The following is a 15017-nucleotide window of genomic DNA, read 5'->3' as shown; positions in this document are numbered from 1 at the left end:
GAAAGGGGAACCCCTCATGCGTATCGTGCGCAGTCATCTGGCGGCCCTGCGGATGCTCCTGGTCTTCACCGTGCTCTGCGGGCTGGCGTATCCGCTGCTGGTCACCGGCGTCGCCCAGGCGGCGTTCCCCGCCAAGGCGAACGGCTCGCAGGTGAAGCTGGACGGCAAGGTCGTCGGCTCCAGCCTGATCGGGCAGAACTTCGACCTGCCCAAGAAGAACCCGAACGACCCCGACGAGGTGGCGAAGCCGGACCCGAAGTGGTTCCAGCCGCGGCCGTCGTCCGGCGGCTACGACCCGCTGGCCTCCGGCGCCTCCAACCTCGGCCCGAACGACCCCGACCTGGTCAAGGCGATCAAGGAGCGCCGGGCGGCGGTCGCCGCGTTCGACGGGGTGAACCCGAAGGACGTGCCGCCCGACGCGGTCACCGCCTCCGGCTCCGGCCTGGACCCGGACATCTCGAAGGCGTACGCCGCCGAGCAGGTCGACCGGGTGGCCAAGGCCCGCGGCCTGAGCACCGCCGAGGTGCGCCACCTGGTCGCGGCGAACACCCACGGCCGGCCGCTGGGCTTCCTCGGCACGCCGTACGTCGACGTGGTCACCCTCAACCTGGCGCTCGCGAAGCTGGGTTGACCATGACGCGCATCCTCGTCGTCGATGACGAACCGCAGATCGTCCGGGCCCTGGTGATCAACCTGCGGGCGCGCCGCTACGAGGTGGACGCCGCCTACGACGGCACCACCGCGCTGCGGATGGCCGCCGACCGGCACCCGGACGTGGTGCTGCTCGACCTCGGCCTGCCCGACATGGACGGCGTGGACGTGATCGCCGGGATACGGGGCTGGACCCGGGTGCCGATCATCGTGCTGTCGGCCCGGCACAGCTCCGACGAGAAGGTGGAGGCGCTGGACGCCGGCGCGGACGACTACGTCACCAAGCCGTTCGCGATGGACGAGCTGCTGGCCCGGCTGCGGGCGGCCGAGCGGCGCCGCTCCGACCAGGAGCAGGGGCCGGCGGCCGCCCGGCTGGAGACGGCGGCCTTCACCGTGGACCTGGCCGCGAAGAAGGCGACCCGGCACGGTGCGGACGTCCGGCTGACCCCCACCGAGTGGCATCTGCTGGAGGCTCTGGTCCGCAACCCGGGCCGGCTGGTCAGCCAGAAGCAGTTGCTGCGGGACGTGTGGGGGCCCTCCTACCGGACGGAGACGAACTACCTGCGGGTCTACATGGCGCAGTTGCGCCGGAAGCTGGAGGACGACCCGACCCGGCCCCGGCACTTCGTCACCGAGCCGGGCATGGGCTACCGGTTCGAGCCGTAGGGCACAGCTTCGGGCCGTAGGGCACAGTGCGGCCGGAACGACGGCGGCCGGAACGACGGCGGCCCCACCTGCTCCGACGCGATCGTCGTGCGATCGCACAAGCAAAGGTGGGGCCGCTGGTTGTTTGGATTATGCAATGCGACAGCAGACTTTCTCCTGGCAGATGCGGAACTATCATCTTGCACGTGCCCGCGCCCGGCGGCGCGGCGGAGAGGGAGAGTTTCTGTGACCACCCGACGTATCCGGTCCGCCCGGACCACCCGTGCCGCACGGTCCCGTGGCCTGTGCGCGGTGGCCGGCGGTGCCGCGCTGCTGCTCGCGCTCTCCGCCTGCTCCTCGTCGTCCTCCTCGGACAAGTCGACGTCCTCCGAGAAGCCCTCGTCCGGCGCGTCGGCCACCGGCGCGCAGAAGAAGGTCTCCGGCACCGTGGTGGTGTTCGCGGCGGCCTCGCTGAAGGAGACCTTCACCGCGCTCGGCAAGGACTTCCAGCAGGCGTACCCCGGCACGAAGGTCGTCTTCAGCTTCGGCGGCAGCGACCAGCTCGCGGCGAGCATCACCGGCGGCGCGCCGGCCGACGTGTTCGCGGCGGCCAGCCCGGCCACCATGAAGACCGTCACCGACAAGGGGGACGCGGCCGGCACGCCCGCCGACTTCGTCCGCAACCAGCTGGAGATCGCGACCCTGCCAGGCAACCCGAAGCAGATCCGCACCCTGAAGGACCTCACCAAGTCCGGCCTTTCGGTCGTGCTGTGCGCGAAGACCGTGCCGTGCGGCGCCGCCGCGCAGAAGGCGCTGAGCGCCAGCGGCCTCAAGCTCACCCCGAAGTCGTACGAGCAGGACGTGAAGTCCGCGCTGACGAAGGTGGAGCTGAAGGAGGCCGACGCGGCGGTGGTCTACCAGACCGACGTCAACAGCGCGGGCAGCAAGGTGCAGGGCGTGAACTTCCCCGAGTCCGCGAAGGCGATCAATGAGTACCCGATCGCCCCGCTGAAGGACGCGCCGAACCCTGACGGCGCGGCGGCGTTCATCGCCCTGGTGAAGTCCGCCGAGGGCCAGAAGGTGCTCACCCAGGCGGGCTTCCTCAACCCGTGAGCCCCGCGGTGAAGAACGCGGGTGCCACGGCACCGGGACGGCTGTCCCGGCCGCGGCGCCCGCGCGGTGGGGGCGGCGCCGTCCCGCTGCCCCTGCTGCTGCCCGCCGTGGTCGGCCTGGCGTTCCTGCTGGTGCCGCTGCTGGCGCTGCTGGTGCGGGCCCCTTGGCGGGGCATGCCCGACCTGCTGACCAGCTCCGCGGTGTGGCAGGCGCTACGGCTGTCGCTGGAGACGGCGACTTCGGCGACGGCCGTGGCGCTGGTGCTCGGGGTGCCGCTGGCCTGGCTGCTGGCCAGGACCCGCTTCCCCGGCCGCCGGCTCGTACGGGCCCTGGTGACGCTGCCGTTGGTGCTGCCGCCGGTGGTCGGCGGGGTGGCGCTGCTGCTGGCGCTCGGCCGCAACGGGATCGTCGGCAAGTGGCTCGACTCGTGGTTCGGGATCACCCTGCCGTTCACCACGGCCGGGGTGGTGGTCGCGGAGGCGTTCGTGGCGATGCCCTTCCTCGTGATCAGCGTGGAGGGCACGCTGCGGGCCGCCGACAGCCGGTACGAGGAGGCCGCGGCGACGCTGGGCGCGTCCCGCTTCACCGCCTTCCGCCGGGTCACCCTGCCGATGATCGCGCCCGGGGTGGCGGCCGGCGCGGTGCTCGCCTGGGCGCGCGCGCTCGGCGAGTTCGGGGCCACGATCACCTTCGCCGGCAGCTTCCCCGGCCGTACCCAGACCATGCCGCTGTCGGTCTACCTCGCGCTGCAGGACGACCCGGACGCGGCCGTCGCGCTGAGCCTGGTGCTGCTCGCGGTCTCCATCACGGTCCTGGCCGGCCTGCGCGACCGCTGGACGGGGGCGAGCGCGGTATGAGCGCGGGCGAGGGCGGTACGGGCACGGGTGCACGCGGTACGGGCACGGGCGAGCACGGCGACGGGGCGGGCGAGCGCGCTACGGGCGAGGGCGACGCGGAGACCGGTCTCGACGCGCGTCTCGTGGTGGACCGCGGGACCTTCCGGCTCGACGTGGAACTGTCCGCGGCCCCCGGCGAGGTGCTGGCGCTGCTCGGCCCGAACGGCGCCGGCAAGACCACGTCGCTGCGCGCCCTGGCCGGGCTGACCGAGCTGACCCGGGGGCATCTGCGGCTGGACGGCCGGGTGCTGGAGCAGCCCGAGCGACGGGTGCGGGTCGCGCCCGAGCGCCGCCCGGTCGGCGTGATCTTCCAGGACTACCTGCTCTTCCCGCACCTGAGCGCCCTGGACAACGTGGCGTTCGGGCCGCGCTGCCACGGCGCCACCCGGTCCGAGGCGCGCGCGCTCGCCGCCGGCCTGCTGGACCGGATGGGTCTGGCCGACCACGCGCACGTCAAGCCGCGCCGGCTGTCCGGCGGCCAGGCCCAGCGGGTCGCGCTGGCCCGGGCGCTGGCCACCGCCCCGCGGCTGCTGCTGCTCGACGAGCCGCTGGCCGCCCTGGACGCCGGCGCCCGGCTGGACGTACGCGCCGAACTGCGCCGGCACCTGGCCGCGTTCGAGGCGGTCGCGGTGCTGGTCACGCATGACCCGCTGGACGCGATGGTGCTCGCCGACCGGCTGGTGGTGGTCGAGCACGGCACCGTGGTGCAGCAGGGCACGCCCGCCGAGATCGCCCGCCACCCGCGCACGGACTACATCGCGCGGCTGGTCGGCCTGAACCTGTACCGGGGCGAGGCGGACGGCCATCTGGTCCGGGTCGGGCCGCGGTTCACGCTGACCGGCTCCGAGGAGCTGACCGGACCGGCGTTCGTGGCGTTCCCGCCCAGCGCGGTCACCCTGCACCGGCAGCGCCCCGACAGCTCCGCGCGCAACGCCTGGCGGGCCCGGATCACCGGCATGGAGTCGCACGGCGCGCAGTTCCGGATCGCGCTGGCCGGCGCGGAGGACGGCCTGCCGCTGGCCGCGGACCTGACCGCGCCCGCGGTCGCCGAACTCGACCTGCGCGAGGGCGCGGAGGTGTGGGCGTCGGTGAAGGCCGCCCAGACGCACGCCTACCCGGCCTGACCGCGCCCGCGCCGCAGAGGTCCGAACCATGTTCACATCGATGGCCAGCACTTGAGTCCGTGACCCCCAACGGGCATGCCGGATCAGCCAATTGACTTTCGTTCAGCCCCTTGACTGCACTGTCGTCACCGCGCGATCCTCCCGTACCACGGACAGGAAAGTTTCCTTACCCCGCACCGCTACCCGCACCCGCACCCCCACACCCCCACCGCGGACCGAGGAGCCCCCATGCGCGACAGCATCCCGCACCGCACTCCCCCGCCGGCCGGCGGCCGGAAACGCTTCCGGCGCGCCACGATCCTGGTCGCCGCGGCAGCCGCGCTCGGCACCGCGGTCGCCGCGCTGCCCGGTACCGGCACCGCCTCCGCCGCCGCCTCCACCACGGCCTCCGTCGCCGCGAGGCCCGCCGCGCACGCCGCCCCCGCCGTGGCCGCCGCGCCGACCACCTTCACCCACCCCGGCGTGATGGTCAGCCTGCCCCAACTCGACTACGTCAAGGGCAAGGTGCAGGCGAACGCCGAGCCGTGGAAGGACGCGTACGACCAGATGATCGGGAGTTCGTACGCCTCCCTGTCCCGCACCCCCAAGCCGCGCGCCAACGTGGAGTGCGGGTCCTACTCCAACCCCAACTACGGCTGCACGGACGAGCGGCAGGACGCGATCGCCGCGTACACCGACGCGCTGGCCTGGTACATCACCGGCAACAGCGCCTACGCGCAGAAGTCCATCGACCTGATGAACGCCTGGGCGTCGACCATCACCGAGCACACCAACAGCAACGCCCCGCTGCAGACCGGCTGGGCGGGCTCGGTGTGGCCGCGCGCCGCGGAGATCATCCGCTACACGTACGACGGCTGGTCCTCGGCGGACATCGCCAAGTTCTCCGACATGCTGCGCAACGTCTACCTGCCCGAGGTGATCAACGGCTCCAACAGCAACGGCAACTGGGAGCTGACGATGATGGAGGCCGCGGTCGGCATCTCCATCTTCCTGAACGACTCGTCCGACTACGACAAGGCGATCGCGCGCTACCTCAACCGGGTGCCGGCGTACATCTACCTGTCCTCGGACGGTTCGCTGCCCAAGACCGTGCCGGGCAGCGGGCTGAACACCTCGGCGCAGATCATCAGTTACTGGCAGGGCCAGTCGACCTTCGTCGACGGTCTGACCCAGGAGACCTGCCGCGACTTCACCCACACCGGGTACGGCATCGCGTCCATCTCCGACATCGCCGAGACCGCGGCGATCCAGGGCCAGGACCTCTACCCCCAGGTCGGCGAGCGGCTGCGGCAGGCGCTCGGCTTCCAGTCGAAGTACGAACTGGGCACCACGCCCCCGTCCTGGCTGTGCGGCGGACAGCTCGACCTCGGGCTCGGACCGGTCACCGAGGTCGGCTTCAACGCCCTCCACAACCGGATGGGCATCGCGATGACCAACACCCAGACCCTCACCGAGTCCCGCCGCCCCGCAGGCACGAACAACCTCTTCGTCGCCTGGGAAACCCTGACGAACGCCGACAACCCGGCGGTGGTGCCGGGCGGGTGAACGGCAACCCGCCGCCGCGGCTGAGGTCTCGTTCCCGGCTGACCGCCGGCGGTGGCTGGTCGCGCAGTTCCCCGCGTCCCTCGGTTCGTGCGGCTCCTCCGTGAAAGGAGAGTCACCCTGCCAAGGGGCGCGGCCGTCGCGGTGTCCGTTTCGTTCAAGACTCGCCTCGGGGGCGGCGCCTAGCGTGGGTGGCATGAACGCACACATCACGCCTCGCCTCGACCTGGTCTCGCTCACCGTCGCCGACATGGCCGCATCGCTGGCGTTCTACCGCAGGCTCGGGCTGGAGTCGCCGGATGACGCCGACGGGCAGCCGCATGTGGAGGTGGTGCTGCCCGGGGGGTTGCGGGTGGCGTGGGACACCGTGGAGACGGTGCGCTCGTTCGACCCGGGGCGGACGCCGGCGGTCGGGGCGCGGGTGGCGCTCGCCTTCGACTGCGCGAGTCCCGAAGGGGTGGACGCCTGCTACGGCGAGCTGACGGACGCGGGTCACGAGGGTCACCTCAAGCCGTGGGACGCCTTCTGGGGCCAGCGGTACGCCGTCGTCCACGACCCGGACGGCAACACGGTGGAGCTGTTCGCGGCGCTGCCCTCGGTCGCCACGGGCGCTACCTCCTGACCAGTTCGCCCAGCGGCACGCCGGCCAGCGCGCGCACCTCGCGGGAGAGGTGCGGCTGGTCGGCGTAGCCGGCTTCCGCGGCCACGTCGGCGAAGGGCGTGCCCGCGCGGGCGAGTTCCAGCGCCCGCTGGAGGCGGAGGACGCGCGCCAGCGTCTTCGGCCCGTACCCGAACGCAGCCTCGCAGCGGCGCCGCAACTGCCGCTCCCCCAGGCCGGTCCGGCCGGCCACCTCCGCGACCGTACGCCCTGCCGCCAGCGCCCCGGCCACCCGGCGCGGCAACGGGTCGGCCGGGCCCACCTCGCGGGTGCGGAGCGAGACCCACCGCTCCAGCACCGCCACCGGATCGTCCCCGGCGCGCTCGGCCAGCTGCCGGGCCCGTGCCCCGGGCCACAGGTCCGCCAGCGGCACCCGCAGGTCCCGCATCTCGCGCGCGGGCACGCCCAGCAGCCCCGGGCCCGCGCCCGGCGCGAAGCGCAGTCCGGCGTAGGCGGCGCCCGGCCGGTCCTGCGCGGCGTGGGCCGCGGTGTCGGGGCCGGCGACCAGGAGAGTGCCGTCGTGCCAGATCAGGTCCATGCAGCCGTCGGGCAGCACGCGGTACTCACCGCCGCCGTCCGTCCGCGACCACACGGTGACCCCGGCGACCGGGTGCGCCCACTCGCTGTACACCCCTCCATTGTCGCCCGGCCGCGCCGGTCATCCGGCGGGCGGCCCGCCGTCGCCCCGGGGACGCGGGTACCGGGGGTTCACCGGCGGAAGGGGCGGCAAGGGCGGCGGGGGCGGCGGCACGCGCGGAGCGGGCGGGGCCGCGGACAGGGACTGCGGGGTCGGCGGGGCCACGGGGGGCGGCGCCTCGCCCGGATAGTCACGGGCGTCGGGCGCCGGCGGGCGGCGGCGCGGGGTGGCGCCGGGGCGGCTGGGCCGCAACCGGGCCCGGATGTCCAGGTGCGGGTGGAAGTCGGCCCAGCGCTCCGGGTACTCCGCCGGCGGCAACTGCGCCTCGCGCTCTTCCTCCTCGTCGGTGCTCGGCGCCGCGTGCCGGGCCCGGCGGGCGGCCGCGCGAGCCACCACGGCCTCCGCGGCGGCCTCCCGCAGCCGGGCGTTCTCCTCGCGGGCCGCGGAGGTGGCGACCGAGGGCCACACCCGGTCCACGGCCGCGTTGACCGCCGCGCCGACCAGGACCGCGAACGCGGACACACCTATCCACAGCAGCACCGCGACGGGCGCGGCCAGCGAGCCGTAGATCGTGTGCCCCTCGACGGCGTGGGTGAGGTAGATCCGCAGCACGAAGCTGCCGAGCACCCACATCAGCAGGGCCACCAGTGCGCCGGGCACGTCCTCGTACCAGGGCGATCTGACCGGCACCGAGACGTGGTACAGCGTGGTGAGGAAGGCGATCGAGGCGAACAGCGCGGCCGGCCAGTACAGGATGTGCTCGGTCGCGCTGCCCCCGGGCAGGTACCGGGTCAGCGTGCCGGGCCCGACCACGACCAGCGGCAGCACGGCCGCGCCGACCAGCAGCGCGGCCACGTACAGCAGCAGGGACATCAGCCGGGTGCGGACGATGCCGCGGCGGCCCTCCAGGCCGTACATGATGGTGATGGTGTCGACGAAGACGTTGACGGCGCGGGAGCCCGACCACAGGGCGATCAGGAAGCCGATGGAGATCAGGTCCGGCCGGCGGCCGTGGAAGACGTCGTCCACCAGCGGCTTGACCAGCTGGTTGACGCCCTTGTCGGAGAGCACCGTCGAGGACGCCTTGAGGATGTTGTGCCGGATGTGGTCGATCGTGTCGAGGCCGACCACGGTGTCGACGTAGCCGAGCGCGCCGACCAGCCCGAGCAGCAGCGGCGGCAGCGACAGCAGCACGAAGAAGGCCGCCTCGGCGGCGAGTCCGGTGACGCGGTACTCCATGCAGGAGTCCACGGTGTCCTTGAGCAGCAGCCAGGCCATCCGGCGTTTGGAGACATTCCGGTACAGCGCGCGGGCCCTTCGCCACCGACCCGGACGCCGATGGCTTCTTTCGTCTGCTGCTTGCACCCCCTTACGTTAGCTGGCATGACTGCCCCCACTCACACGGTCACGAACCAGGTGCCGCCCCTGGTCGGCCATGACGTGTACAGCACCGACCGCGCGCTCGCCGAAGGTGTGGCGCGGCACGCGGACCCGGTGCGGCTGGCGGAGATCACCGACGAGTTGAGCGACCTGGGCAAGGCCGCGGGTTCCGCTCAGGCGCAGCGGTGGGGCGAGGAGGCGAACACCTGCACCCCTGTGCTGCGCACCCACGACCGGTACGGCAACCGGATCGACGAGGTGGACTTCCATCCGGCCTGGCACCGGCTGCTGGGCCACGCGGTCTCCTCGGGCCTGACCGACGCCTGGTCGCGGCCCCAGGGCCATCTGCGGCGGGCCGCGGGGTTCATGGTGTGGACCCAGGCCGAGGCCGGGCACGGCTGCCCGGTGTCGATGACGCACGCCGCGGTGCCCGCGCTGCGCACCGACCCGGAGCTGGCCGCCGAGTGGGAGCCGCGGCTCGGCTCGCACGTCTACGACCACCGGCTGGTCGCCCCCGGGCAGAAGCCGGGCGCGCTGTTCGGGATGGGCATGACCGAGAAGCAGGGCGGCTCCGACGTCCGCTCGAACACCACCACCGCGCGGCCGCTCGCGGAGGACGGCAGTTACACCCTCACCGGGCACAAGTGGTTCTGCTCGGCGCCGATGTCGGACGGCTTCCTGGTGCTGGCGCAGGTGCCGGCGCCAGACCGGGACCAGGACCGGCTGACCTGCTTCCTGGTGCCGCGGGTGCTGGACGACGGCACCCGCAACGTCTTCGCGATCCAGCGGCTGAAGGACAAGCTCGGCAACCGCTCCAACGCCTCCTCCGAGGTGGAGTTCGCCGGCACCTGGGCACGCCGGGTCGGCGAGGAGGGTCGCGGGATCGCCACGATCATCGAGATGGTGGCCGCCACCCGGCTGGACTGCGCGCTGGGTTCGGCCGCGCTGATGCGGCAGGCGGTCGCGCAGGCGGTGCACCACGCCACCTACCGCAGCGCGTTCGGCGGGCCGCTGATCGACAAGCCGCTGATGCGCAACGTCCTGGCCGACCTGGCGCTGGAGTCGGAGGCGGCCACCACCGCGGTGCTGCGGCTGGCGGCGGCGTACGACACGGACACCCCGCGGGAACGCGCGCTGCGCCGGCTCGCGGTGGCGGTCACCAAGTTCTGGGTCACCAAGCGGTGCCCGTCGGTGGCCGTCGAGGCGCTGGAGTGCCTGGGCGGCAACGGCTACGTGGAGGAGTCCGGCATGCCGCGGATCTTCCGGGAGTCGCCGCTGAACTCGGTGTGGGAGGGCTCCGGCAACGTGCAGGCGCTCGACGTGCTGCGGGTGCTCCAGCGCGAGCCGCAGGCGGTGGACGCCTTCCTCGCGGAGATCGGGCTCGCGCACGGCGCGGACCACCGGCTGGACACCGCGGTGAAGGACCTGCTCTCCGACCTCGCCGACCTGGAGGGCATCGAGGCGCGGGCCCGGCGGGTCGTGGAGCGGATGGTGCTGGTCTTCCAGGGCTCGCTGCTGGTGCGGTTCGCGCCCGCGCCGGTGGCCGACGCGTTCTGCGCGTCGCGGCTGGGCCGGGACTGGGGCGCGACGTTCGGCACGCTGCCGCGCTCGGTCGATCTGGCGGCGCTGGTGGACCGGGCCAGGCCGGTGGAGGGGTGAGGGTGACCGGGGAGTCGCCCGGGGAGCAGGGACCCCCACGACGGCACCTGCGGAGCAAGGGAGGACACCCACGAGGGCACCCACGAAGTGAGGACAGCCGCGAGGGCACCCGGGCGGGCGGGCGCCGGTCCGGCCGGTGGGGGTGGCACCGCGCCGACTCGGCACCACCCCCAGTACACGGCCCGTACCCGACGGGGCTCCACCGACCGCGAGTTGGACCTGTGCGGGGTCGGTGACGTGCCGTCACTGTCGGTCGAATTCGCGTAGGCTCGCAACCGTTGCAGAAGGTTGCACGCGGCCCCGGTGCGCCCGGTGGCCGCGGCTACGCGGGCGCACCGACCACCGGAACACGGCAACGGGGCTGAGCGGGGGCGAGATGGCACACCTTCGGATCGGTGCGGTGCGGTCGGCCGGCACCGGAGAGCGGACCTCGGAGCGCCTGCTGGCGTCGGCACGGGAGGCCGCCCTGGCCGGTCAGGCACCGTGCACGGCACCGCGCACGGTGATCGGCGAGTCGTGGACGCGGATGCTGCGGCTGGGCGTGGACCCCGACATCGGAGAGCCCGACCGCATCCTGAGCACCGACGACGTCGAGCAGCGCCGGCGGTCCACCCCGCTCGCGGACATCCTGCCGAGCCTGCGCGACGGCCTGGTCTCGGTCGCGAACGCGGACCGGCACATCATGGTGGTCACCGACGCCGAGGGCCGGGTGCTGTGGCGCGACGGCAACCTCGCGCTCAGCAAGAGCGCCGACCGGCTGGGCTTCGCCGAGGGCGCGTCCTGGGCCGAGGGCTCGGTGGGCACCAACGCGATCGGCACCGCGCTGGTCACCCGTACCCCGTTGCAGGTGCACTCGGCCGAGCACTTCGTCCGCACCCTGCACCACTGGACCTGCGCGGCCGCGCCGCTGCACGACCCGCGCGACGGCCGGTTGCTGGGCGTGGTGGACATAAGCGGTCCCGCCACCCGGGCCCATCCGAGCACGCTGGCGCTGGTGTCGGCGGTGGCCCGGGTCGCGGAGGGCGAACTGCGGGCGCGGCACTGGGAGGCGGTGGAGCGGCTGCGGTCGGTGGCGGCGCCGCTGCTGACCCGGATCTCCGGGCAGGCGCTGGCCGTGGACCGGAACGGGTGGACGGCGGCGGTGACCGGGATGGCCGGCACGGACCGGGTCGCGCTGCCCGTGCAGGTACGGCCCGGGCAGGCGTGGCTGCCGGCGCTGGGGCTGTGCGAGCTGGACCCGCTGCCGGGCGGCTGGCTGATCCGGGTGAGCGCCCGGGAGCGGCCGGCGGCCGGGAACCGCGTGGTGCTCGATGTGAGCGGGGCGCAGGGCAGCGAGGTGACCGTGCACGGGCCGGCCGGCAGCTGGACGCAGCAGCTCAGCCCGCGCCATGCCGAGCTGCTGTTCGTGCTGGCGCTGCACCCGGGCGGGCGCAGCGCGGCGCAGCTCGCCGCGGACCTCTTCGGCGACCCGAGCCGTACGGTGACCGTCCGCGCGGAGATGTCGCGGCTGCGCCGCACCCTCGCGGGCGTGCTGGCGCACCGGCCGTATCGTTTCGCCGACGGGGTACGCGTGGAGGTGCTGCGGCCGGTCCGCGAGGGGGAACTGCTCCCCCACTCGCTGGCCCCGGCGGTGCTCGCGGAGCGGGGGTGAGCGGTCCGCGAGGCAAGCGGTGCCCACTATTCGGGATGAAGTGGTCCACATCGTGGATGTCGGTGGACTGGCCGAATACCCGCGTGCCACGCTTTCGTCATGTCACGCACTGGAATCGCCTTGGTAGGTCGGCCGCACGTCGACTTCTGCCGCGTGTCCAGCGCCATCTGTCCGGCGGGCTGAGCACCTAGCGGCGCGTACCGCGCCGACCCCGCCGTCCCCGCCGTCGTGGATGCGCGAGAGCCGCCTGCCGTGATCGGGTGAGCCGTGATGCCCTGCGCCCGCGCAGGCCCCGGGTCAGCCCGTGCCGCATGCCGCCCCGCGCCGCACCGACCCGTATACACGCCTGCCCGAAGGACGCATCGCCATGGCTTCCAGCCCCGACTCCCCCCAGCCCCCGGCCGGGAGCGCCGCTCCGAACGCCGCTGCCGCCCGCCGCAGGACCGGACGGCACCGCGGTGAAGGCCAGTGGGCGATGGGCCACTTCACGCCGCTGAACGCCAACGAGCAGTCCAAGAAGGACGACGACGGTCTCAACGTACGGACCCGGATCGAGACGATCTACGCGCACCGCGGCTTCGACTCGATCGACGGTTCCGACCTGCGCGGGCGGATGCGCTGGTGGGGCCTGTACACCCAGCGCAGGCCCGGGATCGACGGCGGCCGCACCGCCGTGCTGGAGCCGGAGGAGCTGGACGACAGCTTCTTCATGATGCGGGTGCGGATCGACGGCGGCCGGCTGACCGTGGCCCAACTGCGGGTGATCGGCGAGATCTCGCAGGAGTTCGCCCGCGGCACCGCCGACCTCACCGACCGGCAGAACATCCAGTACCACTGGATCAGGATCGAGGACGTGCCGGAGATCTGGCGCCGGCTGGAGGCCGTGGGCCTGTCCACCACCGAGGCGTGCGGCGACGTGCCGCGGGTCATCCTCGGCTCCCCCGTCGCGGGTATCGCCGAGGACGAGATCATCGACGGCACCCCCGCGATCGACGAGATCCACGAGCGGTACATCGGCACCAAGGAGTTCTCCAACCTGCCGCGCAAGTTCAAGACCGCGATCTCCGGCTCCCCGCTGCTGGACGTGGTGCACGAGATCAACGACATCGCGTTCGTCGGCGTGGACCACCCCGAGCACGGCCCCGGCTTCGACCTGTGGGTCGGTGGCGGGCTGTCCACCAACCCCAAGCTGGGTGTGCGGCTCGGCGCGTGGGTGCCGCTGGGCGAGGTGCCCGACGTGTGGGCCGGGGTGATCGGCATCTTCCGCGACTACGGCTACCGGCGGCTGCGCGGCCGCGCCCGGCTGAAGTTCCTCGTCGCGGACTGGGGGGCGGAGAAGTTCCGCCAGGTGCTCCAGGACGAGTACCTCAAGCGGCCGCTGCTGGACGGCCCCGGGCCCGAGCAGCCGGCGCAGGTGTGGCGCGACCACATCGGCGTGCACCGGCAGAAGGACGGCCGGTACTACGTCGGCTTCGCGCCGCGGGTCGGCCGGGTCGACGGCGCCGCCCTGACGAAGATCGCCGAACTCGCCGGCGCGCACGGCTCGGACCGGCTGCGCACCACCACCGACCAGAAGCTGATCGTGCTGGACGTCGAGGAGGACCAGGTCGCGTCGCTGACCGCCGGGCTCGAAGCGCTCGACCTCCAGGTCGCGCCCTCGCCCTTCCGGCGCGGCACCATGGCCTGCACCGGCATCGAGTTCTGCAAGCTGGCGATCGTGGAGACGAAGGCGCGCGGCGCCTCGCTGATCGACGAACTCGAGCGGCGGCTGCCGGACTTCGACGAACCGATCGCGATCAACATCAACGGCTGCCCCAACTCCTGCGCCCGTATCCAGACCGCGGACATCGGGCTCAAGGGCCAGCTCGTCACCGACGCCGACGGCAACCAGGTCGAGGGCTACCAGGTGCACCTCGGCGGCGGCCTCGGCCTCGACCCGGGCTTCGGCCGCAAGGTCCGCGGCCTGAAGGTCACCGCCACCGAACTGCCCGACTACGTCGAGCGCGTGCTGGGCCGCTTCCAGGCCGGGCGCACCGACGGCGAGCGCTTCGCCCAGTGGGCGGCCAGAGCGTCGGAGGAGGAGCTGTCGTGACGGAGCGAGCCGCGCCGTTCTACTGCCCCTACTGCGGCGACGAGGACCTGCGCCCCTCGGAAGAGGGGCACGGCTCGTGGGAATGCCGGGCCTGCAACCGCGCATTCCAGTTGAAGTTCCTCGGCCTGCTCGCCGAGGGCTTCAAGGGACCTTCCCCGCACGGCTCTTCCGACGGAGGCGCACCGTGACCACCGCACCGCACACCGCGCAGGACCTGGAGCGGCTGGCCGAACAGGCCGGCCGCGACCTCGAGGAGGCGTCCGCACTCGACGTGCTGCGCTGGGCCGCCGACACCTTCGGCCGCCGCTTCTGCGTCACCTCCTCGATGGAGGACGCCGTCGTCGCGCACCTCGCCGCGCGCGCCATGCCCGGCGTGGACGTCGTCTTCCTCGACACCGGCTACCACTTCCCGGAGACCATCGGCACCCGGGACGCCGTGGACGCCGTCATGGACGTGAACGTGATCACGCTCACCCCGGCGCAGACCGTCGCCGAGCAGGACGCGCAGTACGGCGCGAAGCTGCACGACCGCGACCCCGACCTGTGCTGCGCGCTGCGCAAGGTCGCCCCCCTGGAGGCGGGCCTGCGCGGCTACGACGCGTGGGCCACCGGGCTGCGCCGCGACGAGTCCCCGACCCGCGCGGGCACCCCGGTGGTCGGTTGGGACGCCAAGCGCCGAAAGGTGAAGATCGCCCCGATCGCCCGGTGGACACAGGAAGACGTGGAAACATACGTCGCTCAGCACGGAGTTCTCACCAACCCGTTGCTGACGGACGGCTACGCCTCGGTGGGCTGCGCCCCCTGCACCCGCCGGGTGCTGGAGGGCGAGGACGCCAGGTCGGGCCGGTGGGCCGGGCTCGGCAAGACCGAGTGCGGCATCCACCTGTGAACACACCTGTGAAAGCTGTGCGCACGCCCCCGGACGCGACTGCCCACGGCCGCACCGAGCCGGCGACCACCGAGCCCAAG

Annotated in this window: 15 protein-coding genes; 13 read left to right on the top strand and 2 right to left on the bottom strand. The window is 73.2% G+C overall.

The window, feature by feature from the left end; translation table 11 throughout:
• Positions 1 to 16 precede the first annotated feature (16 nt).
• The 7 genes from kdpC (at position 17) to OG370_RS32425 (ending at position 6593) form a co-directional block, all read left to right on the top strand.
• Complete coding sequence (gene kdpC, locus OG370_RS32455; protein WP_328470536.1) at positions 17 to 631, top strand: potassium-transporting ATPase subunit KdpC; 615 nt, start codon at positions 17 to 19, stop codon at positions 629 to 631.
• A gap of 2 nt (positions 632 to 633) precedes the next feature.
• The gene (locus OG370_RS32450) at positions 634 to 1317 is read left to right on the top strand and encodes a response regulator (protein ID WP_328470534.1); all 684 of its coding nucleotides are present in this window, start codon (positions 634 to 636) and stop codon (positions 1315 to 1317) included.
• A 240-nt stretch (positions 1318 to 1557) separates the two neighbouring features.
• Complete coding sequence (gene modA, locus OG370_RS32445) at positions 1558 to 2409, top strand: molybdate ABC transporter substrate-binding protein (protein ID WP_443057235.1); 852 nt, start codon at positions 1558 to 1560, stop codon at positions 2407 to 2409.
• Entirely contained in the window at positions 2406 to 3266 is an 861-nt protein-coding gene (locus tag OG370_RS32440; RefSeq protein ID WP_443056968.1) for an ABC transporter permease, read from the top strand. Before modA ends, OG370_RS32440 begins: the two co-directional genes overlap by 4 nt.
• Positions 3263 to 4429, top strand: a complete 1167-nt coding sequence (locus OG370_RS32435; RefSeq protein ID WP_328470532.1) for an ABC transporter ATP-binding protein — start codon at positions 3263 to 3265, stop codon at positions 4427 to 4429. The genes OG370_RS32440 and OG370_RS32435 overlap by 4 nt, the downstream gene beginning before the upstream one ends.
• Before the next feature lie 228 nt (positions 4430 to 4657).
• Entirely contained in the window at positions 4658 to 5974 is a 1317-nt protein-coding gene (locus OG370_RS32430; protein ID WP_328470530.1) for an alginate lyase family protein, read from the top strand.
• 193 nt (positions 5975 to 6167) lie between these two features.
• Positions 6168 to 6593, top strand: a complete 426-nt coding sequence (locus OG370_RS32425; RefSeq protein WP_328470528.1) for a VOC family protein — start codon at positions 6168 to 6170, stop codon at positions 6591 to 6593.
• Here OG370_RS32425 and OG370_RS32420 read toward each other — a convergent pair.
• Together OG370_RS32420 and OG370_RS32415 are read right to left on the bottom strand one after the other, a co-directional pair.
• Positions 6583 to 7260, bottom strand: a complete 678-nt coding sequence (locus OG370_RS32420; protein WP_328470526.1) for a helix-turn-helix transcriptional regulator — start codon at positions 7258 to 7260, stop codon at positions 6583 to 6585. The genes OG370_RS32425 and OG370_RS32420 overlap by 11 nt on opposite strands.
• A gap of 27 nt (positions 7261 to 7287) precedes the next feature.
• Positions 7288 to 8631 carry a YihY/virulence factor BrkB family protein gene (locus OG370_RS32415; protein ID WP_443060787.1) on the bottom strand — a complete coding sequence of 448 codons (1344 nt, stop codon included), beginning with the start codon at positions 8629 to 8631 and terminating at the stop codon, positions 7288 to 7290.
• Positions 8632 to 8649: 18 nt separating this feature from the next.
• Between OG370_RS32415 and OG370_RS32410 the strand changes: the two genes are divergently transcribed.
• The 6 genes from OG370_RS32410 to OG370_RS32385 all read left to right on the top strand — a co-directional run bounded on the left by OG370_RS32410 (position 8650) and on the right by OG370_RS32385 (position 14937).
• Entirely contained in the window at positions 8650 to 10305 is a 1656-nt protein-coding gene (locus OG370_RS32410; protein WP_328470522.1) for an acyl-CoA dehydrogenase family protein, read from the top strand.
• Between the two features lie 376 nt (positions 10306 to 10681).
• Positions 10682 to 11956 (top strand): helix-turn-helix domain-containing protein, encoded by a 1275-nt coding sequence (locus OG370_RS32405; RefSeq protein WP_328470520.1) that lies wholly within the window; start codon positions 10682 to 10684, stop codon positions 11954 to 11956.
• A gap of 99 nt (positions 11957 to 12055) precedes the next feature.
• Positions 12056 to 12139, top strand: a complete 84-nt coding sequence (locus OG370_RS32400; RefSeq protein ID WP_322899662.1) for a putative leader peptide — start codon at positions 12056 to 12058, stop codon at positions 12137 to 12139.
• Positions 12140 to 12323: 184 nt separating this feature from the next.
• On the top strand, positions 12324 to 14048 hold the full coding sequence (locus tag OG370_RS32395; RefSeq protein ID WP_328470518.1) for a nitrite/sulfite reductase: 1725 nt from the start codon (positions 12324 to 12326) through the stop codon (positions 14046 to 14048).
• Positions 14045 to 14236: a hypothetical protein gene (locus OG370_RS32390; RefSeq protein ID WP_328470516.1), complete on the top strand. Its 192-nt coding sequence runs from the start codon at positions 14045 to 14047 to the stop codon at positions 14234 to 14236. Before OG370_RS32395 ends, OG370_RS32390 begins: the two co-directional genes overlap by 4 nt.
• Complete coding sequence (locus tag OG370_RS32385; protein WP_328470515.1) at positions 14233 to 14937, top strand: phosphoadenylyl-sulfate reductase; 705 nt, start codon at positions 14233 to 14235, stop codon at positions 14935 to 14937. Before OG370_RS32390 ends, OG370_RS32385 begins: the two co-directional genes overlap by 4 nt.
• The last annotated feature ends 80 nt before the right edge of the window (positions 14938 to 15017 follow it).

Origin of the sequence: Streptomyces sp. NBC_00448 (assembly GCF_036014115.1) — a bacterium.
GTDB lineage: Bacteria > Actinomycetota > Actinomycetes > Streptomycetales > Streptomycetaceae > Actinacidiphila.
Note: the sequence above shows the minus strand (reverse complement) of the source record. Positions and strands in the feature narration are given on the sequence as shown.

What these genes read in the sequence shown, in the direction of transcription:
- OG370_RS32435 (WP_328470532.1), top strand. Translation starts at nt 3,263, where the DNA reads ATGAGCGCGGGCGAGGGCGGTACGGGCACGGGTGCACGCGGTACGGGC.
- OG370_RS32430 (WP_328470530.1), top strand. Translation starts at nt 4,658, where the DNA reads ATGCGCGACAGCATCCCGCACCGCACTCCCCCGCCGGCCGGCGGCCGG.
- kdpC (WP_328470536.1), top strand. Translation starts at nt 17, where the DNA reads ATGCGTATCGTGCGCAGTCATCTGGCGGCCCTGCGGATGCTCCTGGTC.
- OG370_RS32395 (WP_328470518.1), top strand. Translation starts at nt 12,324, where the DNA reads ATGGCTTCCAGCCCCGACTCCCCCCAGCCCCCGGCCGGGAGCGCCGCT.
- OG370_RS32405 (WP_328470520.1), top strand. Translation starts at nt 10,682, where the DNA reads ATGGCACACCTTCGGATCGGTGCGGTGCGGTCGGCCGGCACCGGAGAG.
- OG370_RS32410 (WP_328470522.1), top strand. Translation starts at nt 8,650, where the DNA reads ATGACTGCCCCCACTCACACGGTCACGAACCAGGTGCCGCCCCTGGTC.
- OG370_RS32450 (WP_328470534.1), top strand. Translation starts at nt 634, where the DNA reads ATGACGCGCATCCTCGTCGTCGATGACGAACCGCAGATCGTCCGGGCC.
- OG370_RS32400 (WP_322899662.1), top strand. Translation starts at nt 12,056, where the DNA reads ATGTCACGCACTGGAATCGCCTTGGTAGGTCGGCCGCACGTCGACTTC.
- OG370_RS32425 (WP_328470528.1), top strand. Translation starts at nt 6,168, where the DNA reads ATGAACGCACACATCACGCCTCGCCTCGACCTGGTCTCGCTCACCGTC.